Origin of the sequence: Pseudomonas sp. Irchel s3b2, assembly GCF_900187445.1 — a bacterium.
Lineage (GTDB): Bacteria > Pseudomonadota > Gammaproteobacteria > Pseudomonadales > Pseudomonadaceae > Aquipseudomonas.
Genome location: NZ_FYEB01000015.1, coordinates 1 through 23485, shown reverse-complemented (window position 1 = coordinate 23485; position 23485 = coordinate 1). Strand labels below are relative to the sequence as shown.

General features: G+C 59.7%; 22 protein-coding genes. 14 read left to right on the top strand and 8 right to left on the bottom strand.

Features of this window, described 5'->3' with window-relative positions:
• The 7 genes from CKW20_RS23935 (at nt 1) to hisC (ending at nt 5868) form a co-directional block, all read left to right on the top strand.
• On the top strand, nt 1-654 hold the full coding sequence (locus CKW20_RS23935) for a phospholipid-binding protein MlaC (RefSeq protein WP_095055107.1): 654 nt from the start codon (nt 1-3) through the stop codon (nt 652-654).
• Nucleotides 651-956, top strand: coding sequence for a lipid asymmetry maintenance protein MlaB (locus CKW20_RS23930; protein WP_095055106.1), 306 nt, complete (start codon nt 651-653; stop codon nt 954-956). The genes CKW20_RS23935 and CKW20_RS23930 overlap by 4 nt, the downstream gene beginning before the upstream one ends.
• Before the next feature lie 114 nt (nt 957-1070).
• Nucleotides 1071-1310 (top strand): BolA family protein, encoded by a 240-nt coding sequence (locus tag CKW20_RS23925; protein WP_007912386.1) that lies wholly within the window; start codon nt 1071-1073, stop codon nt 1308-1310.
• A gap of 22 nt (nt 1311-1332) precedes the next feature.
• Nucleotides 1333-2598: a UDP-N-acetylglucosamine 1-carboxyvinyltransferase gene (gene murA / locus CKW20_RS23920; protein WP_008070575.1), complete on the top strand. Its 1266-nt coding sequence runs from the start codon at nt 1333-1335 to the stop codon at nt 2596-2598.
• Between the two features lie 129 nt (nt 2599-2727).
• Nucleotides 2728-3363: an ATP phosphoribosyltransferase gene (gene hisG / locus CKW20_RS23915; RefSeq protein ID WP_007901570.1), complete on the top strand. Its 636-nt coding sequence runs from the start codon at nt 2728-2730 to the stop codon at nt 3361-3363.
• Nucleotides 3364-3487: 124 nt separating this feature from the next.
• On the top strand, nt 3488-4813 hold the full coding sequence (hisD, locus tag CKW20_RS23910; RefSeq protein WP_095055105.1) for a histidinol dehydrogenase: 1326 nt from the start codon (nt 3488-3490) through the stop codon (nt 4811-4813).
• A gap of 2 nt (nt 4814-4815) precedes the next feature.
• Entirely contained in the window at nt 4816-5868 is a 1053-nt protein-coding gene (gene hisC, locus CKW20_RS23905) for a histidinol-phosphate transaminase (RefSeq protein ID WP_095055104.1), read from the top strand.
• Nucleotides 5869-5995: 127 nt separating this feature from the next.
• Here hisC and CKW20_RS23900 read toward each other — a convergent pair whose 3' ends face one another.
• The 3 genes from CKW20_RS23900 to algW form a co-directional block, all read right to left on the bottom strand.
• Nucleotides 5996-6724 carry a DUF4198 domain-containing protein gene (locus tag CKW20_RS23900; protein WP_095055103.1) on the bottom strand — a complete coding sequence of 243 codons (729 nt, stop codon included), beginning with the start codon at nt 6722-6724 and terminating at the stop codon, nt 5996-5998.
• A gap of 14 nt (nt 6725-6738) precedes the next feature.
• Nucleotides 6739-8844 carry a TonB-dependent siderophore receptor gene (locus CKW20_RS23895; protein WP_095055102.1) on the bottom strand — a complete coding sequence of 702 codons (2106 nt, stop codon included), beginning with the start codon at nt 8842-8844 and terminating at the stop codon, nt 6739-6741.
• Nucleotides 8845-8953: 109 nt separating this feature from the next.
• Nucleotides 8954-10114 carry a Do family serine endopeptidase AlgW gene (gene algW, locus CKW20_RS23890; RefSeq protein WP_095055101.1) on the bottom strand — a complete coding sequence of 387 codons (1161 nt, stop codon included), beginning with the start codon at nt 10112-10114 and terminating at the stop codon, nt 8954-8956.
• A gap of 103 nt (nt 10115-10217) precedes the next feature.
• Here algW and CKW20_RS23885 point away from each other — a divergent pair, with 103 nt between their 5' ends.
• From CKW20_RS23885 to cysN, 3 genes are all read left to right on the top strand, one after another.
• Complete coding sequence (locus CKW20_RS23885; protein ID WP_095055100.1) at nt 10218-10976, top strand: Nif3-like dinuclear metal center hexameric protein; 759 nt, start codon at nt 10218-10220, stop codon at nt 10974-10976.
• Between the two features lie 243 nt (nt 10977-11219).
• Complete coding sequence (cysD, locus tag CKW20_RS23875; RefSeq protein WP_008008639.1) at nt 11220-12137, top strand: sulfate adenylyltransferase subunit CysD; 918 nt, start codon at nt 11220-11222, stop codon at nt 12135-12137.
• 9 nt (nt 12138-12146) lie between these two features.
• Nucleotides 12147-14045 carry a sulfate adenylyltransferase subunit CysN gene (gene cysN / locus CKW20_RS23870; RefSeq protein ID WP_095055098.1) on the top strand — a complete coding sequence of 633 codons (1899 nt, stop codon included), beginning with the start codon at nt 12147-12149 and terminating at the stop codon, nt 14043-14045.
• 96 nt (nt 14046-14141) lie between these two features.
• Here cysN and CKW20_RS23865 read toward each other — a convergent pair whose 3' ends face one another.
• Genes CKW20_RS23865 through CKW20_RS23855 form a run of 3 tightly spaced genes read right to left on the bottom strand, consistent with a single transcriptional unit; the run spans nt 14142 to nt 17545 of the window.
• On the bottom strand, nt 14142-15047 hold the full coding sequence (locus CKW20_RS23865; protein ID WP_095055097.1) for an acyltransferase: 906 nt from the start codon (nt 15045-15047) through the stop codon (nt 14142-14144).
• Nucleotides 15048-17147 carry a phosphate acetyltransferase gene (gene pta / locus CKW20_RS23860; protein ID WP_095055096.1) on the bottom strand — a complete coding sequence of 700 codons (2100 nt, stop codon included), beginning with the start codon at nt 17145-17147 and terminating at the stop codon, nt 15048-15050.
• Nucleotides 17148-17206: 59 nt separating this feature from the next.
• Complete coding sequence (locus CKW20_RS23855; protein ID WP_095055184.1) at nt 17207-17545, bottom strand: DUF3565 domain-containing protein; 339 nt, start codon at nt 17543-17545, stop codon at nt 17207-17209.
• On the opposite strand from CKW20_RS23855, the gene CKW20_RS23850 reads away from it, so the two are divergent.
• From CKW20_RS23850 to CKW20_RS23840, 3 genes are all read left to right on the top strand, one after another.
• Nucleotides 17514-17999 (top strand): peptidylprolyl isomerase, encoded by a 486-nt coding sequence (locus CKW20_RS23850; protein ID WP_007901600.1) that lies wholly within the window; start codon nt 17514-17516, stop codon nt 17997-17999. The genes CKW20_RS23855 and CKW20_RS23850 overlap by 32 nt on opposite strands.
• Before the next feature lie 124 nt (nt 18000-18123).
• A complete protein-coding gene (locus CKW20_RS23845; protein ID WP_095055095.1) occupies nt 18124-18606 on the top strand; it encodes a glutathione peroxidase in 483 nt (160 codons plus the stop codon).
• 213 nt (nt 18607-18819) lie between these two features.
• Entirely contained in the window at nt 18820-19923 is a 1104-nt protein-coding gene (locus CKW20_RS23840; protein WP_095055094.1) for an NADH:flavin oxidoreductase, read from the top strand.
• A 118-nt stretch (nt 19924-20041) separates the two neighbouring features.
• Here CKW20_RS23840 and CKW20_RS23835 read toward each other — a convergent pair whose 3' ends face one another.
• Nucleotides 20042-21241, bottom strand: coding sequence for a glycosyltransferase family 1 protein (locus CKW20_RS23835; protein WP_095055093.1), 1200 nt, complete (start codon nt 21239-21241; stop codon nt 20042-20044).
• Between the two features lie 40 nt (nt 21242-21281).
• On the bottom strand, nt 21282-22037 hold the full coding sequence (gene cysZ, locus CKW20_RS23830) for a sulfate transporter CysZ (protein ID WP_095055092.1): 756 nt from the start codon (nt 22035-22037) through the stop codon (nt 21282-21284).
• 316 nt (nt 22038-22353) lie between these two features.
• Between cysZ and trxB the strand changes: the two genes are divergently transcribed.
• Nucleotides 22354-23316 (top strand): thioredoxin-disulfide reductase, encoded by a 963-nt coding sequence (gene trxB, locus CKW20_RS23820; RefSeq protein WP_095055091.1) that lies wholly within the window; start codon nt 22354-22356, stop codon nt 23314-23316.
• Nucleotides 23317-23485 lie beyond the last annotated feature (169 nt).

Genomic DNA, 23485 nt, shown 5'->3' with positions numbered 1-23485 from the left:
ATGATCTCTATATTGCGACGTGGCCTGTTGGTAATACTCGCGGCCTTGCCGTTGATGGCTAACGCCGTAGCGGCGCCTTCCGCGCATGAACTGGTACAGGACACCACCACCCGGTTGCTGGCGGATCTTGCCGCCAACAAGGAAAAGTACAAGCAGGACCCGCAAGACTTTTATACGGCGCTGAATACCATCGTCGGACCTGTGGTGGATGCCGAAGGTATTTCCAAAAGCATCATGACGGTCAAGTATTCACGCAAGGCCACACCCGAGCAGATGCAGAAGTTTGTCGAAAACTTCAAAAGGGGCCTGTTCCAGTTCTATGGCAATGCCCTGCTGGAGTACGACAACGAAAGCATCACCGTTGACCCAGCCAAGGATGAATCGGGAGACCGTACAAGCGTTGGCATGACGGTCAAAAGCAGCAGTGGCGCGATCTACCCTGTGTCTTACACACTCGAAAAGATCAATGGCGAGTGGAAGCTGCGCAACGTGATCATCAATGGCATCAACATTGGCAAGCTGTTCCGCGATCAGTTCGCTGATGCAATGCAGCGCAATGGCAACGACCTGGACAAAACCATCAACGGTTGGGCCGGGGAAGTCGCCAAAGCCAAGGAAGCCACCGAAAAATCCACCGAGACCCAAACCCAATGAGTGAGTCGGCCATTCGCATGAGCGAATCCGGCGAGCTGCTGCTTAGTGGTGTGCTGGATTACCGGACAGGCCCGAACCTGCGCAAGCAGGGGCAGGCGCTGATCAAGTCCAGTAACGCGGCTGCGCTGGTGGTTGATTGCTCCGCGGTGGAGAAGTCCAGCAGCGTCGGCTTGTCGCTGCTGCTGTGCTTCATGCGCGATGCCCAGGCGGCCGGCAAGGCCCTGAGCATTCGTGCGATACCCGACGATATGCGCGAAATTGCTCAGGTCAGCGAATTGACCGAGCTGTTGGCGCATCCCTGAACCGCATCTATAAAGAAGCCCCCCGTCAGAGTCCTGCTTCGCGGGGTTCGCAGGCGCGGGGCTTTTTTGTATGATGTCCGACCCGCGCGCACAGGGCGCCGATTGAGGTTGAGCATGCAGGCCGTAGAAGTGAAGAGCTTCCTTGAAGGAAAGCTGCCCGGAACGCTGGTAGAAGTTGAGGGCGAAGGCTGCAACTTTCAGCTGAACGTGATTAGCGATGAACTGGCGGCGTTAAGCCCGGTCAAGCGTCAGCAGCAGATCTATGCCCATTTGAACCCATGGATCACCGATGGCAGCATCCATGCGGTCACTATGAAATTTTTCAGCAGCGCGGCCTGGGCCGAGCGCACCTGAGCCCAAGGGCGTCGAGATTCTTATGGATAAATTGATTATTACCGGTGGCGCTCGTCTTGATGGCGAGATCCGCATCTCCGGGGCAAAGAACTCTGCCCTGCCGATCCTGGCTGCAACCCTGCTGTGCGATGGCCCGGTTACCGTTGCCAACCTGCCGCACCTGCACGACATCACCACCATGATCGAGCTGTTCGGCCGCATGGGCATTGAGCCGGTGATCGACGAGAAGCTCAGCGTCGAAATCGACCCGCGCACCATCAAGACCCTGATCGCGCCGTACGAACTGGTGAAAACCATGCGTGCCTCGATCCTGGTGCTGGGCCCGATGGTTGCCCGTTTCGGTGAAGCCGAAGTCGCACTGCCTGGCGGTTGCGCCATCGGTTCGCGTCCGGTCGACCTGCACATCCGTGGTCTCGAAGCCATGGGCGCGGTGATCGATGTCGAAGGCGGCTACATCAAGGCCAAGGCGCCTGAAGGCGGCTTGCGCGGTGCGCACTTCTTCTTTGATACCGTCAGCGTGACCGGTACCGAAAACATCATGATGGCGGCTGCTCTGGCCAAGGGCCGTAGCGTGCTGGCCAACGCCGCTCGCGAGCCTGAAGTCGTCGACCTGGCGAACTTCCTGAATGCCATGGGCGCGAAGGTTTCCGGTGCCGGCACTGACACCATCACCATCGATGGCGTCGAGCGTCTGCACACCACCACGTACAAAGTGATGCCTGACCGTATCGAGACCGGCACCTACCTGGTGGCGGCAGCGGTCACCGGCGGCCGTGTGAAGGTCAAGGACACCGATCCGACCATCCTCGAAGCCGTTCTGGAAAAACTTCGCGAGTCGGGTGCTGAAATCACCTGCGGTGAAGACTGGATCGAGCTGAACATGCACGGCAAGCGGCCAAAAGCCGTCAACGTGCGGACCGCTCCGTACCCGGCGTTCCCGACTGACATGCAGGCGCAGTTCATCTCCCTCAACGCCATTGCCGAAGGCACTGGGGCGGTGATCGAGACGATCTTCGAAAACCGCTTCATGCACGTTTACGAACTGCACCGCATGGGCGCGCACATCCAGGTCGAAGGCAATACCGCCATCGTCACCGGCATCGAAAAGCTCAAGGGCGCGCCAGTAATGGCCACCGACCTGCGTGCTTCGGCCAGCCTGGTGATCTCGGCGCTGATCGCCGAAGGCGATACCCTGATCGACCGCATCTACCACATCGACCGTGGTTACGAGTGCATCGAAGAGAAGCTGCAGATGCTCGGCGCCAAGATCCGCCGCGTACCGGGCTAGTCGTTGCCGTATGGGCGCAAGGACGCGCCTGCTGAATTTGTTATGAGTCGAGGGTGGTGACACCCTCGATGTGTGTCCGGCGTCACTTGCGACCGGGCATGAGTACCTTGATAAGGACTGACGTTTCCCATGTTGACTATCGCACTGTCCAAGGGCCGCATCCTTGACGACACCCTGCCGCTTCTGGCTGAAGCGGGCATCGTGCCGACCGAGAATCCGGACAAGAGCCGCAAGCTGATCATCCCCACGACTCAGGCCGATGTGCGCTTGCTGATCGTGCGCGCCACCGATGTGCCGACCTATGTCGAGCATGGTGCCGCGGACCTCGGCGTCGCCGGTAAAGATGTGCTGATGGAATATGGCGGCCAGGGTCTGTACGAGCCTCTGGATCTGCGAATTGCCCTGTGCAAGCTGATGACCGCCGGCCGTGTCGGCGATGTCGAGCCCAAGGGCCGTCTGCGGGTAGCGACCAAATTCGTCAATGTCGCCAAGCGTTACTACGCCGAGCAGGGCCGTCAGGTCGACATCATCAAGCTCTACGGCTCGATGGAGCTGGCGCCGCTGATTGGTCTGGCGGACAAGATCATCGATGTGGTCGACACCGGTAACACCCTGCGTGCCAATGGCCTGGAACCTCAGGATTTCATTGCCGACATCAGCTCCCGGCTGATCGTCAACAAAGCTTCGATGAAAATGCAACACGCCCGTATCCAGGCGTTGATCGACACCCTGCGCAAGGCAGTGGAGTCTCGACACCGCGGCTGATTTACCTGCGCGACCTTGAGTCGCGCCGTCTATCCGCCTCATAGCCAGAATTCTCAGGTGCCCAAGCGGATCGAATGTTAGCTTCGGGCGCCTGAGTTTTTGCCAATCCTATGAGGCTCTCGCTATGACCGCACCGACTGCAATTCGCCGACTCAATGCTGCTGACCCGGATTTCGCACATCATCTGGATCATCTGCTGAGCTGGGAAAGTGTGTCTGACGACTCGGTCAATCAGCGGGTGCTGGACATCATCAAGGCTGTGCGCGAGCGTGGTGACGCGGCGCTGGTGGAATTCACCCAGAAGTTCGACGGCCTGCAAGTCGCCTCCATGGCAGACCTGATCCTGCCGCGCGAACGCCTGGAACTGGCATTGACCCGCATCACCGTGCCTCAGCGCGACGCGCTGGAAAAAGCCGCGGCCCGCGTGCGCAGCTACCACGAAAAACAGAAACAGGATTCCTGGAGCTACACCGAAGCCGATGGCACGGTGCTGGGCCAGAAGGTCACGCCACTGGATCGCGCCGGTCTGTATGTGCCGGGTGGCAAGGCGTCGTACCCGTCCTCGGTGCTGATGAACGCGATTCCTGCCAAGGTGGCGGGCGTGACCGAAGTGGTCATGGTCGTGCCGACTCCGCGCGGCGAAATCAACGAGCTGGTGTTGGCCGCAGCCTGCATTGCCGGCGTTGACCGGGTGTTCACTATCGGCGGCGCGCAAGCAGTTGCCGCGCTGGCTTACGGCACCGAAAGCGTGCCGAAGGTCGACAAGGTGGTTGGCCCGGGCAACATCTACGTCGCCACCGCCAAGCGCCATGTGTTCGGCCAAGTCGGCATCGACATGATCGCCGGCCCCTCGGAGATCCTCGTGGTATGTGACGGTCAGACCGATCCGGACTGGATTGCCATGGACCTGTTCTCCCAGGCCGAGCACGACGAAGATGCCCAGGCGATCCTGGTCAGCCCTGACGCCGAGTTCCTCGATAAGGTCGCTGCCAGCATCGCCAAACTGCTGCCGACCATGGAGCGCGCCGAGATCATCGAAACCTCGATCAATGGTCGCGGTGCGCTGATCAAGGTTCGCGACATGGAACAAGCCATCGAAGTCGCCAACCGTATCGCGCCAGAACACCTGGAGTTGTCGGTCGCCGACCCGCAGGCTTGGTTGCCGCAGATCCGTCACGCCGGCGCGATCTTCATGGGTCGTCACACGTCCGAAGCTTTGGGCGATTACTGTGCCGGTCCGAACCACGTGCTGCCGACGTCCGGCACCGCGCGCTTCTCTTCGCCGCTGGGTGTTTACGACTTCCAGAAACGTTCGTCGATCATCTTCTGCTCCGAGCAAGGTGCCTCCGAACTGGGCAAAACCGCTTCTGTGCTGGCCCGTGGGGAGTCGCTGACCGCTCACGCCCGCAGCGCCGAATACCGCATCGTTGACGAAAAGAAGGGCAACTAAGCATGAGTAAATTCTGGAGTCCCTTCGTCAAGAATCTGGTGCCTTACGTGCCGGGCGAGCAGCCGAAGCTGGCAAAACTGGTGAAGCTCAACACCAACGAAAACCCGTACGGTCCATCGCCCAAAGCATTGGCCGCGATGCAGACCGAACTGAACGACAACCTGCGTCTGTACCCGGACCCGAACAGCGACCAGCTCAAGCAGGCTGTTGCCAGGTACTACGGCGTGCAGGGCAATCAGGTGTTCCTCGGCAATGGTTCCGATGAAGTCCTGGCACACATTTTCCACGGTCTGCTGCAACACGATCAGCCACTGCTATTCCCGGATATCAGCTACAGCTTCTACCCGGTTTACTGCGGGTTGTATGGCATTAAGTTCGATGCGGTGCCGCTGGATGAACAATTCCAGATCAATCCGGCAGACTACGCCAAGCCGAACGGCGGGATAATTTTTCCTAACCCGAACGCGCCGACCGGTTGCCTGTTGGCGCTGGACGCGGTTGAGCAGATCCTCAAGGCCAGCCCGGATTCGGTGGTCGTGGTGGATGAGGCTTACATCGATTTCGGCGGTGAAACGGCGATCACGCTGGTGGACCGTTATCCGAACCTGTTGGTGACTCAGACCCTGTCCAAGTCCCGCTCGCTGGCGGGCCTGCGGGTTGGTCTGGCGGTGGGGCACCCGGACCTGATCGAGGCGCTGGAGCGGATCAAGAACAGCTTCAACTCCTATCCGCTGGATCGTCTGGCGATTGTCGGGGCGGCGGCGGCGTTCGAGGATCGCGAGTATTTCGACAAGACCTGCCGGTTGGTCATCGAGAGTCGCGAGAAGGTGGTCGCGCAGCTGGAGGCGAAAGGGTTTGAGGTGTTGCCATCGGCGGCGAACTTCATTTTCGCTCGTCACCCGAAGCACGATGCGGCAGGGCTGGCGGCGAAGTTGCGCGAACAGGGCGTGATCGTTCGGCACTTCAAGCAGGAGCGGATTGCCCAGTTCCTGCGGATTTCCATCGGTACGCCAGAACAGAATCAGGCGCTGATCGACGGACTAGGCGACCTCTAACGCCCCCCCGGACTGATCGTTCCCATGCTCCACGTGGGAATGCATCCCGTGACGCTCCGCGTCACAGTGGACGCAGAGCGTCCATGGCGGCATTCCCACGCAGAGCGTGGGAACGATCATGCGGTGGTTACTCGTGATGCGGTTCGCCCAGGAAGGTCAACGACGTGAACAGCCCGCGTGTCGCCACATCCGGGCTATTTTTCACTGGCACTTCCACCTGCGCCGCAATCACGTTCAACCCTTCATTGCGCACCAGAACCTGCGCCCGGCCGTCCGCATCGGTTTCGGTGCTCATGGTACTCGGCGCGCTACGATAGTCGCCCACCAACTTCACGCCCGCCGCCGGCTTGCCGTCCAATAGCACCCGTACCGGCAACGACCTGCCCGGCCCGACCGTCAGCGGATCGACTTCCGGCAAAATCACCAATTTCATCTGATCGAGCTTCGGCAACTTCGCCCCCGGCTGGTAAATGGCCAGGCTGTATTTGAACGTCTCGGTCGACTCGATCGATCCTGGCACCTTACTGCGCCCTTCGTTGATCCACTTTTTGTCGGCGGTCAGCGACCACATGCCATTGTCCAGCGCGACTGCTAGCGCCGCGGGCGGTTTGAGTGGTTGCAGACGCGCATGGTCGGCCAGGCGTTCCACGGTAACCGGGATCATTTTTCCTTCGGTGTCGTAGGCCCAGGCGCCGCTGATTTTCTGCGCCTTGAAGGCATTGTCCTCAGCGCCATCACCGTAGATGGCTTCGATATTGCCGCGACGTTGTTCGGTCCACAGGCCATGGGCCGAAACGTGGGTGGCGAACATCGCGCCGAACAGACCCAGCAGAACCAATGATTTGCCTTGTTGCATGGAGATTTTTCCTTTTACAGATTGAGTGTCAGGCTGACAGTGAAATTACGCGGCTCACCGGGATTGACCCAGTAGTTGCTGTAGGAGCGCTCGAAGTATTTCTCGTCGAACAGGTTGTTCAGGTTCAGGCCGAGGGTGACGTTTTCGCTGGCTCTATAATGCGCGAGCAGATCGACGGTATGGTAGGCCGGCAGTTCGAAATCGCTGCCGGCTTCACCCGAGCGATCGCCAACATAAGTGAACGCGGCGCCGAGATCCGAACCGCGTAAATGGCCATCCTGAAATTCGTAAACCCCCAGCAAACTGCCGCTGCGTTTGGCCACGCCGAGAATCCGGCTGCCGGCGGGAATGACCTTGTCGCCTTGGGTGACTTCGGCATCGATGTAAGCGAAGGCACCGATCACTCGCACGGCATCGGTCACTTGCCCGCTGACTTGCAGATCGACACCCTGACTGCGGGCCTTGCCCATGGCGCGGCTGGAATCTGTGCTCGGATCGAGGGCCAGGACGTTTTCCTTGTCGATATGGAAAACGGCGAGGGTGCTGCTCAAGCGATCGTCGAATAGCTCGCTCTTGATCCCGACTTCATAACCGACGCCTTCTTCCGGGTCGAAGGATTTGCCGGCGGCGTCCAGGCCGTTGTTCGGTTTGAACGAGGTGGAGGCGTTGGCAAACAGCCCCACTTCGGGCGTCAGTTGGTAAAGCAGCCCGGCTCGGTGGGTCAGGGCATCGTGGCGCTGGCGGCTGGTCGCGTTGCGGCTGTGATCGTCGATGCTTTGTTCGAAGTGCTCGAAGCGGGCACCGAGCATGCCGCGCAGTTTGTCAGTGAAGATGATCTGGTCCTGAAGGTTCAACGCCTGGCTTTTGACATGCTCGAAGAAATCGGTCCCGGAGCGCGCACCATCAGGTTTCGGCTGGCCGTAGATTGGTCGATAGATATCGATGGCGTAAGGGCTGCCGGCAATGGTCGTAACCCGTTCGTTCTTGCGGAAATTCTCGTATTCGCTGCCGATCAGTAGTTCGTGTTGCCAACTGCCGATGTCGAACAAACCGCGCAGTTCGAGTTGGGTGATGCTGTCGTGCCAGTTGATATCGCGCTCGCGGTAGCGGCGGTTGACGGTGTGGCCGTCGGCGTTCAATGGGCGATTTTCTGAGGCGAAGCCCCAGAGTTTGCCTTCCTTGTAATGGCTGGCGAGGCGCAGTTTCCAGCTGTCGTTGAGCTGATGTTCGAGGGCGGCTTGCAGCAGATTGTTGTGGTTGTCGACATTGCCGTCGTTGGGTTCGCCGAGGAAGGTCGAACGAGAGACGCCGCTCCATTTATTGTTTGGCGCGACGATGCCGCGATCGAATGTCGAGCTGTGGCGAACGAATTCGCTCTCCACCAACAGGCTGGTGTCCGGGTTAAGTTGCCAACTGAATGAAGGCGCAACGAACACTCGCTGACTGTCGACGTGATCGCGGAAGCTGTTGTTGTCCTCGACCGCCAGGTTCACCCGGGACAGAACGTTACCGTCATCATCCAGCGGCGTGTTGACGTCCACGGCGGTGCGGTAGCGATCCCAGCTGCCGGCGCTGGCTTGCAGTGTGGTGAAGGCTTCCGGCTGGGGTTTTTTGGTGACGATGTTCACCGTACCGCCCGGATCGCCACGACCATAGAGGCTGGCGGCCGGGCCTTTGAGCACTTCGATGCGTTCGATGTTGGCCACGTCCGGCGTGCTTGGATAGCCGCGGTTGGCACTGAAGCCGTCCTTGTAGAACTCCGACGTGGTGAAGCCGCGCACGCTGTATTCGTAGAGCGTCAGGCCGCCGAAGTTGTTCTGCTTCGACACGCCGCCGGCAAATTCCAGTGCGCGTTCGACGCTGGTGCTGCCCAGATCCTTGAGCACACTGGCGGGAATCACACTGATCGATTGCGGGATATCGCGAAGGGCGGTGTCGGTTTTGGTGGCGCTGGAAGAGCGGGTGGCGCGGTAACCCTTGACCGGGCCAGTGGGGGATTCGTAGTCGGAAGTGACGCTTATGGCGTCCAGCTCAACGGTTTTCGACTCTTCGGCGAAGACCGGATCCCCCAGCAAACCAAGGGCCAGGCCTGCGAGGGAAGCCATTGTTCGAGACGACATGTTATGTTGTTCCAATAGTGATATTGAAACAACATAACATGCCTAATGAGAATGTCTGCTGTTACGGCTTCGGAGTTATGGGGCTGCTGAGGGCGCAGCTCCTACCGGCTTACTCTCCTTCTTTTTCCTTGATCGGCGCGGGTGGCGGACGCAGGCCGATTTCTGCCGTGAGCTTGAGCTCTTTACCGTTACGCATCACCTGAATGGTGACCTTATCGGTCGGCTTGATTCGCGCCACCTGGTTCATCGAACGGCGACCGTCGCCGGCCGGTTCACCGTCGATGCTGAGGATCACGTCGCCCAATTGCAGGCCGGCCTTCTGCGCCGGGCCATCACGGAAAATCCCCGCGACTACAATCCCCGGACGTCCCGACAGACCAAACGACTCCGCCAGTTCCTGACTCAACGGTTGCACTTCAATACCGAGCCAGCCTCGAATGACCTGGCCGTGTTCGATGATCGACTTCATCACTTCCATCGCCAATTTGACCGGGATCGCGAAGCCAATACCCTGAGAACCGCCGGACTTGGAGAAAATCGCCGTATTGATGCCGGTCAGGTTGCCGTTGGCGTCCACCAGCGCACCGCCGGAGTTGCCGGGGTTGATCGCGGCGTCGGTCTGGATGAAGTCTTCATAGTTGTTCAGCCCGAGCTGATTGCGTCCGGTGGCGCTGATGATGCCCATGGTCACGGTCTGGCCGACACCGAACGGGTTGCCGATGGCCAGGGCCACGTCGCCGATGCGGATATTGTCGGAACGGCCGACGGTGATCGATGGCAGGTTTTTCAGGTCGATCTTTAATACCGCGAGGTCGGTTTCCGGGTCGCTGCCGATGATCCGGGCCAGGGTTTCACGGCCATCCTTGAGCGCCACCACGATCTGGTCGGCACCGCTGGTCACGTGGTTGTTGGTCAGCAGGTAACCTTCCGGGCTCATGATCACGCCCGAACCGAGGCTCGACTCCATGCGCTTCTGCTTGGGCGAGTTATCGCCGAAGAAACGGCGGAACTGCGGATCTTCGAATAACGGATGGCTGGGTTTGTTGACCACTTTGGTGGTGTACAGGTTGACCACCGACGGTGCAGCTGTGGTCACCGCGTCGGCATAGGACACCGGACCCTGCTGCAGACCGAGAGTTTGCGGGGCTTGCTGCAGATTGACATCCAGGCTCGGTAGCCCGACCCACTCTGGGTAACGCTGAATTATCAATAAAGCGATAAGCACGCCGGCCAACAGCGGCCAGCCGGAAAAACGCAGCGCTTTGAGCATTAAGCACGTCCTACAGAGGTTGCAGGCGGTGTGAGACCGCCCATAATGTCGCGCATTATACGAGGCCACGCGCGCCTCTGAACGGGATATTTAGGAGTCTTTTATGGCCGTCGCCCTGAGCACCCTGGTCGAAGAAGCCGACCGCTACCTGGCAAGTGCGAAGATCGCCGATTACTGCCCCAACGGTTTGCAGGTCGAAGGCCGGCCGCAGGTGATGCGCATCGTCAGCGGTGTCACCGCAAGCCAGGCGTTGCTAGACGCTGCGGTGGAGGCCCAGGCCGATCTGGTGCTGGTGCACCACGGTTATTTCTGGAAAGGCGAGAACCCGTGCATCACCGGCATGAAGCAGCGCCGGTTGAAAACCCTGCTCAAGCACGATATCAGCCTGCTGTCCTATCACTTGCCGCTGGACCTGCACCCGGAAGTCGGTAACAACGTGCAGCTTGCCCGGCAACTGGATATCACCGTCGAAGGCCCGCTGGATCCGGACAATCTGAAAGTCGTTGGCCTGGTTGGCTCGTTGAGCGAGCCGATGACCCCTCGCGATTTCGCCCGTCGAGTGCAGGAAGTCATGGGGCGCGAGCCATTGTTGATCGAAGGCAGCGAGATGATTCGTCGGATCGGCTGGTGCACCGGTGGCGGCCAGGGTTACATTGATCAGGCGGTGTTGGCTGGTGTCGACTTGTACCTCAGCGGCGAGGCCTCCGAGCAGACGTTCCACAGCGCCCGGGAAAACGACATCAGCTTCATCGCCGCCGGTCACCACGCCACCGAGCGTTACGGTGTGCAGGCATTGGGCGATTACCTGGCGCGACGTTTCGCCCTCGAGCACATCTTCATCGATTGCCCGAACCCCATCTGATTTCACGGCTGAATGGGATCACCCTGTAGGAGCGAGGCTTGCCCGCGAAGAACGATAACGCGGTTCATCAGTGTTCTTCGCGGGTAAGCCTCGCTCCTACAGGGGAAGAAGCCCGAACGAGGGGGTATATTCATATACTCTTTCGATCTAGCCGTGGTCCTGATTAGAAGGGGGCGCTGTGCTAGGATTCCCCGCTCGAACACGGCCCGCCGGCCGTCCATAAGATCGTTTTCGTGAGTAGCCATGGTCGACAAACTGACGCATCTGAAACAGCTGGAGGCCGAAAGCATCCACATCATCCGCGAGGTCGCCGCCGAGTTCGATAACCCGGTGATGCTGTACTCCGTCGGTAAAGACTCCGCCGTGATGCTGCACCTCGCGCGCAAAGCATTCTTCCCGGGCAAACTTCCGTTTCCGGTGATGCACGTCGACACCCAGTGGAAGTTCAAGGAAATGTACGCGTTCCGCGACCGCATGGTCGAAGAACTCGGCCTGGACCTGCTGGTGCACGTCAATCCTGAGGGTGTTGCGCAGGGTATCAACCCGCTCACCCACGGCAGTGCCAAGCACACCGACATCATGAAGACCGAAGGCCTCAAACAGGCCCTCGACAAGTACGGCTTCGATGCGGCATTCGGTGGCGCCCGTCGCGACGAAGAGAAATCCCGGGCCAAAGAGCGCGTGTATTCCTTCCGTGACACCAAGCACCGTTGGGACCCGAAAAACCAGCGTCCCGAGTTGTGGAACGTCTACAACGGCAAGGTAAACAAGGGTGAATCGATCCGCGTATTCCCGTTGTCGAACTGGACCGAGCTGGATATCTGGCAGTACATCTACCTCGAAGGCATCCCGATCGTGCCGCTGTATTTCGCAGCCGAACGCGATGTCATCGAGATGAATGGCACCTGGATCATGATCGACGACGAGCGCCTGCTCAATCACTTGAGCGACGAAGACAAGGCGCGCATCGTCAAGAAGAAGGTCCGTTTCCGTACACTGGGCGACTACCCGTTGACCGGTGCGGTCGAGTCCGAGGCCACCAGCCTGACCGACATCATTCAGGAAATGCTCCTGACGCGAACTTCCGAACGCCAGGGCCGGGTCATCGATCACGATGGCGCAGGCTCGATGGAAGAAAAGAAACGTCAGGGTTATTTCTAAGGGGTTGTCATGTCGCACGCATCTGATTTGATCAGCGAGGACATCCTCGCCTATCTGGGCCAGCACGAACGCAAGGAAATGCTGCGCTTTCTTACCTGTGGCAACGTCGACGACGGCAAGAGCACCCTGATCGGGCGTCTGCTGCACGACTCCAAAATGATCTACGAAGATCACCTGGAAGCCATTACCCGCGACTCGAAAAAAGTCGGCACCACTGGCGAAGACATCGACCTGGCGTTGCTGGTCGACGGCTTGCAGGCCGAGCGTGAGCAGGGCATCACCATTGATGTCGCCTACCGCTATTTCTCCACCGCCAAGCGCAAATTCATCATCGCCGATACCCCCGGCCATGAGCAGTACACCCGCAACATGGCCACCGGTGCATCCACCTGTGACCTGGCGATCATCCTGGTAGACGCCCGTTACGGCGTGCAGACCCAGACCCGTCGCCACAGCTTTATCGCCTCGTTGCTGGGCATCAAGCACATCGTTGTCGCCATCAACAAGATGGACCTCAACGGCTTCGACGAAAGCGTGTTCGAGTCGATCAAGGCCGATTACCTGAAATTCGCCGAAGGCATCGCGTTCAAGCCGACCACCATGGCGTTCGTGCCGATGTCCGCTCTCAAGGGCGACAACGTAGTGAACAAGTCCGAGCGCTCGCCGTGGTACACCGGCCAGTCGCTGATGGAGATCCTGGAAACCGTCGAAATCGCCAGCGACCGCAACTACACCGACCTGCGTTTTCCGGTGCAGTACGTCAACCGTCCGAACCTGAACTTCCGTGGTTTCGCCGGCACCCTGGCCAGCGGCATCGTGCACAAGGGCGACGAAGTCGTTGTGTTGCCGTCGGGCAAGAGCAGCCGCGTGAAATCCATTGTCACCTTCGAAGGTGAGCTGGAGCATGCAGGTCCTGGTCAAGCGGTGACGCTGACCATGGAAGACGAAATCGACATCTCCCGCGGTGACTTGCTGGTGCATGCCGACAACCAGCCGCAAGTGACCGACGCCTTCGACGCCATGCTGGTATGGATGGCCGAAGAGCCGATGCTGCCGGGCAAGAAATATGACATCAAACGCGCCACGACGTACGTGCCGGGTTCGATCACCAGCATCGTCAATCGCGTGGATGTGAACACCTTGGCCGAAGGGCCGGCCAGCGCTTTGCAGTTGAACGAGATCGGTCGGGTCAAGATCAGTCTCGACGCGGCTATCGCGCTGGACGGTTACGACAGCAACCGCACCACCGGTTCGTTCATTGTCATCGATCGATTGACCAACGGTACGGTCGCGGCGGGCATGATCATCGCCCAGCCATTGAGCCATGGCACCAGCACCCATCACGGCAAACTGGCTCACGTGGCTACCGAAGAACGTGCCCAGCGCTTTGGTCAGCAACCGGCCACCGTGTTGTTCAGCGGCCTGTCGGGCGCTGGCAAAAGCACCTTGGCCTACGCGGTTGAACGCAAGCTGTTCGACCTGGGTCGTGCGGTGTTTGTACTCGATGGCCAGAACCTGCGTCATGACCTGAACAAAGGTCTGCCGCAGGATCGCGCCGGGCGTACTGAAAACTGGCGTCGTGCGGCGCACGTTGCGCGTCAGTTCAACGAAGCCGGTCTGCTGACCTTGGCAGCCTTCGTTGCGCCGAGTGCTGAAGGTCGTGAGCAGGCCAGGGAACTGATCGGCAAGGAGCGTCTGCTGACGGTCTACGTCCAGGCCTCGCCGACGGTCTGTGCCGAGCGTGATCCGCAAGGTCTGTACGCGGCGGGTGGCGACAACATCCCGGGCGAATCCTTCCCGTACGACGTGCCGCTGAATGCCGATCTGGTGATCGACACCCAGTCACTGTCGCTGGAAGAAAGCGTCAAGCAAGTGCTGGATCTGCTGCGTCAGCGTGGCGCGATCTAAGCGTTAGCTGCAAATAAAAAACCCGCAGATGAGTGATCGTCTGCGGGTTTTTTTGTGTTCTTGAGATGATCGTTCCCACGCGGAGCGTGGGAACGATCAGTTAGACGGATACTCGCGGTGCATCTGCCCCAGCAGCGCATCCTTGTCATTCCACAGCTGATTGATCCAACCCTGAAACTCGAGCCGATACACCCCATCCTGGTCGTAGTTCTTGCCGACAAATTGCGGTGGAATCCTCAGCTCCTGACAGTGCACCACTACATCCTTCACATTCCCACAGAGCAAATCCCAATAACCCGGACGCCCGGCCGGATAGTGGATGGTCACATTGACGATGGCTTCCAGCTGATCGCCCATGGCATCCAGCACGAAGGCAATACCGCCCGCTTTCGGCTTGAGCAGATAGCGGAACGGTGAACCCTGTTGTACGTGCTTGCCCTCGGTGAAGCGCGTGCCTTCGATGAAGTTGAAAATCCCCACCGGGTTATTGCGGAACTTGTCGCACGTCCTGCGGGTGGTCTCCAGGTCTTTGCCTTTCTTCTCTGGATGCTTTTCCAGATAGGCCTTGGAGTATCGCTTCATGAACGGGAAACCCAGCGCCCACCATGCCAGGCCAATCACCGGCACCCAAATCAGTTGCTGTTTGAGGAAGAACTTCAGCGGGCGGATGCGACGGTTGAGCACATACTGCAACACCATGATGTCGACCCAGCTCTGGTGGTTGCTGGTGATCAGGTACGAGTGCTGATAGTCCAGGCCTTCCAGCCCGCTGAGCTGCCAGCGCGTATGCCCGAGCAGGTCCATCCAGGCCTTGTTGTTGCTGATCCAGGTTTCGTGGATATGGCCCATCAGCCAGTCGGTGAAACGCTGGGCGGCGGGGAAGGGCAGCAGCAGTTTGAAGATCGCCACCACGAACAGCGGCGTGCAGCAGACAATCGTGTTCAGCGCCAACAACAGCGAAGCGATCACGCCGCGCAGGGGTGCAGGTAGAAAATCCAGCATTTAAACGTCCATAGGTCGGTTGGCAGCCTGGATCGCGGTCAACGCGATGGTGTAGACGATATCGTCGACCTGCGCGCCGCGCGGCAGGTCATTCACCGGTTTGCGCAAGCCTTGCAGCATTGGCCCGAGGCTGACGCAGTCGGCGCTGCGCTGCACGGCTTTGTGGGTGGTGTTGCCGGTGTTCAGGTCGGGGAACACGAACACCGTGGCACGACCGGCCACCTGACTGTTCGGCGCCAGTTGCTTGGCCACGGTTTCGTTGGCGGCGGCGTCGTACTGCAATGGGCCGTCGATCAACAATGAGTTCTGTTGTTCGTGGGCGAGCAACGTCGCTTCGCGGACCTTCTCGACTTCTTCACCGCTGGCCGACTCGCCGCTGGAATAGCTGATCATCGCCACGCGCGGAGTGATGCCAAATGCCGCTGCCGAATCGGCGCTTTGCAAGGCGATCTCGGCCAGTTCGCTGGCGCTCGGGTGCGGGTTCATCACACAGTCGCCGTAGACCAGCACCTCTTCCGGGAACAGCATGAAGAATACCGAGGACACCAACGTGCAGCCCGGCGCGGTCTTGATCAGCTGCAGGGCCGGGCGGATGGTGTTGGCGGTGGAGTGAATGACTCCGGACACCAGCCCATCGACTTCATCCAGCGCCAGCATCACGGTGCCGATCACCACGGTGTCTTCCAGTTGTTGCTCGGCCATCGGCGCGTTGAGGCTTTTGCTTTTACGCAGGGCGACCATCGGCTCGACGTAACGCTCGCGGATCAGGTCCGGATCGAGGATTTCCAGCCCTGGCGGCAACTCGATACCCTGGGCGCGGGCGACGGCTTCGACGTCCGCCGGTTTCGCCAGCAATACGCAACGGGCAATGCCGCGGGCCTGGCAGATTGCCGCGGCTTGCACCGTCAGCGGCTCGCTGCCTTCGGGCAATACGATGCGCTTGTTGGCGGCCTGGGCGCGCTGGATCAGTTGATAACGGAACACCGCGGGCGACAGGCGCATTTCCCGTGGCGTGCCGCAGCGCTGGTGCAGCCAGTTGGCGTCGAGGTGACCGGCGACGAAATCGGTGATGATCTCCGCACGTTCGCGATCGTCGATGGGGATTTCCTTGTTCAAACTGTTCAACTGGTTGGCGGTGTCATAAGAACCAGTGCTGACCGATAACACCGGCAAGCCGGCCTGCAAGGCGCCACGGCACAGATCCATGATGCGCGGATCGGGCAGGGTGTCGCTGGTCAGCAACAGACCGGCCAGGGGCACGCCGTTCATCGCTGCGAGACTGACGGCGAGGATGATGTCGTCGCGATCGCCGGGAGTCACCACCAGCACGCCGGGCTTGAGCAGCTCCACGGTGTTGCGCATGGTGCGGGCGCAGATGATGATGTTGGTCATGCGCCGGGTTTCGTAATCGCCAGCGTTGAGCACCTGAGCGCCCATCAGATCGGCTACGTCACGGGTGCGCGGGGCGTTCAATTCGGGTTGGAACGGGATGCAGCCGAGCAGGCGGAAATCGCCACTGCGCAACAACGGCGAGTGTTCTTTCAGGCGCGAGGCGAAGGCCTCCATGCTTTCGTCGGTCTTGACCTTGTTGAGGATCACGCCCAGCACTTTCGGGTCTTTCGGCCCGCCGAACAATTGCGCCTGCAACTCCACCCGGCCGGACAATTCGGTCAGCACTTCGTTTTCCGGTGCCGAGACCAGAATCACGTCGGCGTCCAGGCTCTTGGCCAAATGCAGATTGACCCGCGCCGCGTAACTGGCGCTACGGGTCGGGACCATGCCTTCGACGATCAGCACATCTTTGCCGACAGCGGCTTGCTGATAAAGCGTGATGATTTCTTCGAGCAACTCGTCCAGCTGACCGTCGCCGAGCATCCGCTCAACGTGAGCCAGGCCCAACGGCTGAGGCGGTTTCAAGCCGTGGGTGCGGGCCACCAGTTCGGTGGAGCGTTCAGGGCCTGTGTCGCCCGGGTGCGGCTGGGCAATCGGTTTGAAAAAGCCGACTTTGAGGCCGGCCCGCTCAAGCGTACGCACCAGCCCGAGGCTGATGGAGGTCAGACCCACACCAAAATCGGTGGGCGCGATAAAAAAAGTTTGCATGCGGATTCTCTGGAGGTGCATGGCAGTGGCGATCATCTATAACTGACGATCTGCCCAAATCAGTCGTCAAGGTTATCGCTAACCGAGCCTTGTGCGCACCATCCGCAATCAAAGGGCTGGCCTATTTTTTCATTACGCAGCGAAGGGTCCAGCACCCAGGCCCGGGATTGCCATGGGGGCTGGTGCCGCAGGTGTTGGGTATGGCCGCAGGAAAGCTCGGCTACCCAGTGTCCGTCCTCGTCCTGATGAAAGCCTGTGACGGTCGAAGTTTTCGTCGCACCCCGTCTGTCCGGGTTGTGTTCGCTTTCGGGCGATTGCTTCGCTAAACTTGGTCTTTCTATATTCTTATGCAAAAGGTCTCGCCCCATGCTGATCGCCGCCAATAAGGCTGTCTCCATCGACTATACCCTGACCAACGACGCTGGTGAGGTCATCGACAGCTCCGCCGGCGGCGCGCCGCTGGTCTACCTGCAAGGCGCAGGTAATATTATCCCGGGCCTGGAAAAGGCACTGGAAGGCAAAGCAGTCGGTGACGAACTGACTGTCGCTGTAGAACCTGAAGATGCCTACGGCGAATACGCTGCCGAACTGGTCAGCACCTTGAGCCGCAGCATGTTCGAAGGCGTCGACGAACTGGAAGTGGGCATGCAGTTCCACGCTTCCGCTCCGGACGGCCAGATGCAGATCGTCACCATTCGCGATCTGGACGGCGACGATGTCACCGTTGATGGCAACCACCCGTTGGCCGGTCAGCGCCTGAATTTCCAGGTCAAGATCATCGACATCCGTGACGCCAGCCAGGAAGAAATCGCTCATGGTCACGTCCATGGCGAAGGTGGCCATCACCACTGATTTTCTGCGCTAAGCTTTCGAGATCTGGAGAGGCGCCCGAGGGCGCCTTTTTAGTCCGCGGCTGTCCTTGATGGCACCGCCAAGTGGCTGTTTCGAGAAGAACACGGGAAATTTGGAGTCCGTCATGAGTGCTTTTCACGACCTTACATTGAAAGCTTTGGATGGCCAGGAGTTACCTCTGGCGCCCTTCAAAGGGCACGTCGTGCTGGTGGTCAACGTCGCCTCCAAATGTGGCTTGACCCCACAGTACGCGGCGCTGGAAAACCTCTACCAGCAATACAAGGACAAGGGTTTCAGTGTGCTGGGCTTGCCGTGCAACCAGTTTGCCGGACAGGAACCGGGCACCGAACAGGAGATCCAGGCATTCTGCAGCCTCAACTATGGCGTGACCTTTCCGTTATCCAGCAAGCTGGAAGTCAACGGTCATGAGCGTCATCAGTTGTACCGTCTGCTGGCGGGCGAGGGCGCGGAATTCCCGGGCGACATCACCTGGAACTTCGAGAAATTCCTGTTGGGCAAGGACGGTCGCGTACTGGCGCGGTTCTCGCCTCGAACGGCGCCGGATGATCATGCTGTCATCCAGGCGATCGAAAAAGCGCTGGGCTGAGTTCCCCCTCTGTGTAGGAGCGAGGCTTGCCCGCGAAGGCGTCATGTCATTCAACATTGATATCGACTGACATGACGCCTTCGCGGGCAAGCCTCGCTCCTACAAATGTTTTCTATCTTTTGATCCTTAATCACCTAAATCAATAGTGCTTTTCAAGGCTTGGCACTCTCCATATTATCGCCGTCATAAAGTCTATATCCCGTGGAGCGTCCCATGCCTGTCAAAGCCCTGTTCAAGCCTTTCCACCTCGGCGCTCTCGAACTGCCGACCCGCGTCGTCATGGCACCGATGACCCGCTCGTTTTCGCCGGGCGGCGTGCCCAACTCCAAAGTGATCGAGTACTACCGTCGTCGCGCCGCTGCCGGGGTTGGGCTGATCATCACCGAAGGCACCACCGTCGGTCACAAAGCCTCGAACGGCTACCCGAATGTGCCGCACTTCTATGGTGAAGCGGCATTGGCCGGCTGGAAGAAAGTCGTCGACGCGGTGCATGCCGAGGGTGGCAAGATCGTTCCGCAACTGTGGCATGTGGGCAGCGTGCGCCGCATCGGCACCGAGCCGGACGCCAGCGTTCCGGGTTACGGTCCGTCGGAGAAATTGAAGGAGGGTCAGGTCGTGGTTCACGGCATGACCCAACAGGATATCCAGGACGTGATTGCCGCGTTCGCCCAAGCCGCCAAAGACGCTCAGAGCATCGGCATGGACGGCGTGGAAATCCACGGTGCCCACGGTTATCTGGTGGACCAGTTCTTCTGGGAAGGCAGCAACCAGCGCACTGACGAATATGGTGGCAGCCTGGCCAATCGTTCGCGCTTCGCCATCGAACTGATTCAGGCGGTGCGTGCAGCGGTCGGCCAGGGTTTCCCGATCATCTTCCGTTTCTCCCAGTGGAAGCAGCAGGACTACACCGCGCGTCTGGTACAAACCCCGGAAGCTTTGGGCGAATTCCTCAAGCCGTTATCCGACGCCGGCGTGGACATTTTCCACTGCTCGACACGGCGTTTCTGGGAACCGGAGTTTGACGGTTCCGAGCTCAACCTGGCCGGCTGGACCCGCAAGCTCACCGGCAAGCCAACCATCACCGTCGGCAGCGTCGGCCTGGACGGTGAGTTCCTGCAATTCATGGTCAACACCGACAAGATCGCGCAACCGGCCAGCCTGGAAAAACTGCTGGAACGTTTGAACAACGATGAGTTCGATCTGGTGGCCGTGGGCCGTGCATTGCTGGTGGACCCGGACTGGGCGCAGAAAGTGCGGGACGGTCGTGAGGAAGACATTCTGCCGTTCAGTCGTGAGGCGTTGATGACGCTGGTTTAAGCGGCATCCGGTCGGGCCTCTTCATCGCGGGCAAGCCTCGCTCCTACAAGGTTAGCGTCGCACGCAATATTGCGAACGACACAAACCCTGTAGGAGCGAGGCTTGCCCGCGAAGCTTTTCAAGGCAACAACGCCGCATCAGGCAGGGATTGCCCCTGCACACAAGCCCCGCGCAACTGCCCCTCGAATTGCTCAATAATCGCCGCCCACCCCTGCCGACTCGCATGCTGGCGCGCATTGAGCCGCACGCACCGCAAGTTTTCGCGCTCCTCCAGCAGCCAACGTGCCGCATCGCAGAACGCCTCTTCATCCCCGGGCATGGCCAATACGCCGTTGTAGCCATGGCGAATATGCTGGGCCGCCGCAGCCTGATCGTACGCCACCACCCCCAGCCCCGAGGCCAATGCCTCAAGCACCACATTGCCGAAAGTTTCGGTCAGGCTTGGAAACAGAAACACATCCCCCGACGCATAGTGACTGGCCAAGGCTTCGCCGCGTTGTGAGCCGCAGAAAATCGCCTCGGGCAATTCCTTCTCCAGCGTCGATCGTTGCGGACCGTCACCGACCACAATCAGTTTCATTTTTCGTTGTGGATAACTCATTTTCAGCGTGTCGAAACTGCGCTTGAGCAAGCCAAGATTCTTCTCCTGGGCCAGGCGTCCTACGTGGATGAAGGCAATATCATCCTCGGCCAGTCCCCATTGCTCGCGCAGCGGCTTCAGCCGTTTGGCCGGATGAAACAACTGGCTGTCGACGCCTCGAGAGAGCAGCGCCAGGCGCTCGAAACTGCGACGTTCCAGCTCCAGTCGCTGGCTGGCGCTGGGCACCAGAGTCAGAGTCGAGCTATTGTGAAACCAGCGCAGGTAGTGAGTCAGCAAGCGGGTCAGCAGCCCGAGGCCGTATTGGCTGGAATACTGCTGAAAATTGGTATGAAAGCCGCTGACCACCGAAATCCCCAAACGCCGTGCCGCGCGCAACGCTGACAACCCCAGAGGTCCTTCGGTGGCGATGTACAACACGTCCGGGCGATGGCGTTTCCAGCGCCGCAGCAGTTTGTGCATCGACGACTGACCCCATTGCAAGCCGGGATAACCCGGCAACGGCCAGCCTCGACACAACAGCAAGTCATCGTTGCTGCCCATGAGCGGGTCGCCACCCTGACGTGGCCGCACCAACTCCACCTGATGCCCGCGCGCGCGCAAACCATCGAACAAGCGGCCAAGGGTATTGGCCACGCCGTTGATTTCCGGTGGGAAGGTTTCGGTGATCAGGGTGATATGCAGAGTTGTCGTCATGGCCTCAGTGTCGACTGAGGCCATGTCGTCATTGTGACGGAGGGATGATGGATTTGTGACGCGATTAACGGCTTTCTGCCACCAGATTCTCCGCGCCACGCTCACGCACCCAGAACAGCGTTGCACCGGCCACTGCCGCCGGCATCATCAGAATGTTGACCACCGGAATCAGCAACACCAGATACACGCTGCCGCCGAAGCCGAGGCTCTGCCAGCGTTTTTGCCGCAGCCAGGCGAGCATTTCGTTCCAGCCGAGTTTGTGGTTATCCGCCGGGTAGTCGATGTACTGGATCGCCATCATCCACACCCCGAACAACAGCCACAGCGGCGCGGCGATGATGTTCACCACCGGGATGAATGACAGGATGAACAGCCCGATGGCCCTGGGCAGGAAGTAGCCGAGTTTGCGCATTTCCCGGGACAGGGTGCGCGGGATCATGGCGATCAGTTCGCCCCAGCTGAAGGCCGGGAAGTCGTCGGTGCCGCGCACCACCACTTCGACTTTCTCCGCGAGGAAGCCATTGAATGGCGCGGCGATAACGTTGGCCAGCATGGTGAAGGTGAAGAACACCATCAATACCACCAACACGACAAAAATCGGCCAGAGGACGTAGCTTAGGAAGCTCAGCCAATCGGGCAGGGACGGCATCAGCGTATCGACCCACATACTGAACTGATGGCCGGCCAGATAGATCAATCCGACGAACAGCACCAGGTTGATCGCCAGCGGCAACAACACGAACAAGCGCAGGCTAGGACTCAGGACCAGCTTGAGGCCCTCGCGCAGGTATTGCGGGCCGGACAGAACGGGGGCGGGCATAAACGTGCTCCGAGCAAAGGGTAAACGGGGCGACCTTACCGGCTTTGCCTGACGGGCGAAAGTGCGGTAACGGCATCGACATTAACTGTAACAAAGGCGTCTATGTATCCATCATGATGGGATAGAGACCGCCTATGAGCTGGATTGTTAAACCGTATTTCCTTAATCTTCGCCCCCTCGATACGCTGCACCCATTCTTTTACAGGACTGTCGAGCCCAAGCCTTCCCCAAGTGCTTTCAACGGTCCTTTTTTATTCCCGCCGGCAATCCGGCGTTCCGCGCCCAGTGTTTCGGGCCCGGTCAACAGGAGCAGGTCATGTCTGAAGTTCGTCATTCGCGAGTGATTATTCTCGGTTCCGGCCCTGCCGGTTATAGCGCTGCGGTCTATGCCGCCCGTGCCAACCTCAAGCCACTGCTGATCACCGGCATGCAGGCTGGCGGTCAGCTGACCACCACCACCGAAGTCGACAACTGGCCGGGCGACGTCCACGGCCTGACCGGCCCGGCGCTGATGGAGCGGATGAAAGAGCACGCCGAGCGCTTTGAAACCGAGATCGTGTTCGATCACATCAATGCCGTGGACTTCGCCGCCAAGCCGTACACCCTGATTGGCGACAGCGCGACTTACACCTGCGACGCACTGATCATCGCCACCGGCGCCAGCGCTCGTTATCTGGGCCTGCCGTCGGAAGAAACGTTCATGGGCAAAGGCGTTTCGGCCTGCGCGACGTGCGACGGTTTCTTCTATCGCAACAAGCCAGTGGCTGTGGTGGGTGGCGGTAATACGGCTGTGGAAGAAGCCCTGTACCTGGCCAACATCGCCAGCACTGTGACCCTGATTCACCGTCGCGAGACGTTCCGCGCCGAGAAGATCCTGATCGACAAGCTCAATGCCCGGGTTGCCGAAGGCAAGATCATCCTGAAGCTGAACTCGACCCTGGACGAAGTGCTGGGCGACAACATGGGCGTGACCGGTGCTCGCCTGAAGAACAACGACGGCAGCTTCGACGAGCTGAAAGTCGACGGCGTGTTCATCGCCATCGGCCACACCCCGAACACTTCGTTGTTCGAAGGCCAGCTGACGTTGAAAGACGGCTACCTGGTTGTGCAGGGTGGCCGTGATGGCAACGCAACGGCGACCAGCGTCGAAGGCATTTTCGCCGCCGGTGACGTGGCTGACCACGTTTACCGTCAGGCCATCACCTCGGCTGGCGCCGGCTGCATGGCGGCACTGGACACCGAGCGTTACCTCGACGGCCTGCAGAACGCTTCGTTCTGATTCCGTAGAAATGAAAAAACCGGCTTCGGCCGGTTTTTTTGTGGTGCGCCAGGCATGGCGCGTTGCGCGCAAGCGCAACCCGCTTGGCTGTGGTGGCCAAGCGGGTGACTTGGAGGTGCAAGTCCTCTACACACCCGGCAAGGGGAAGTGTTAGCCAGAGGCAAGGGTG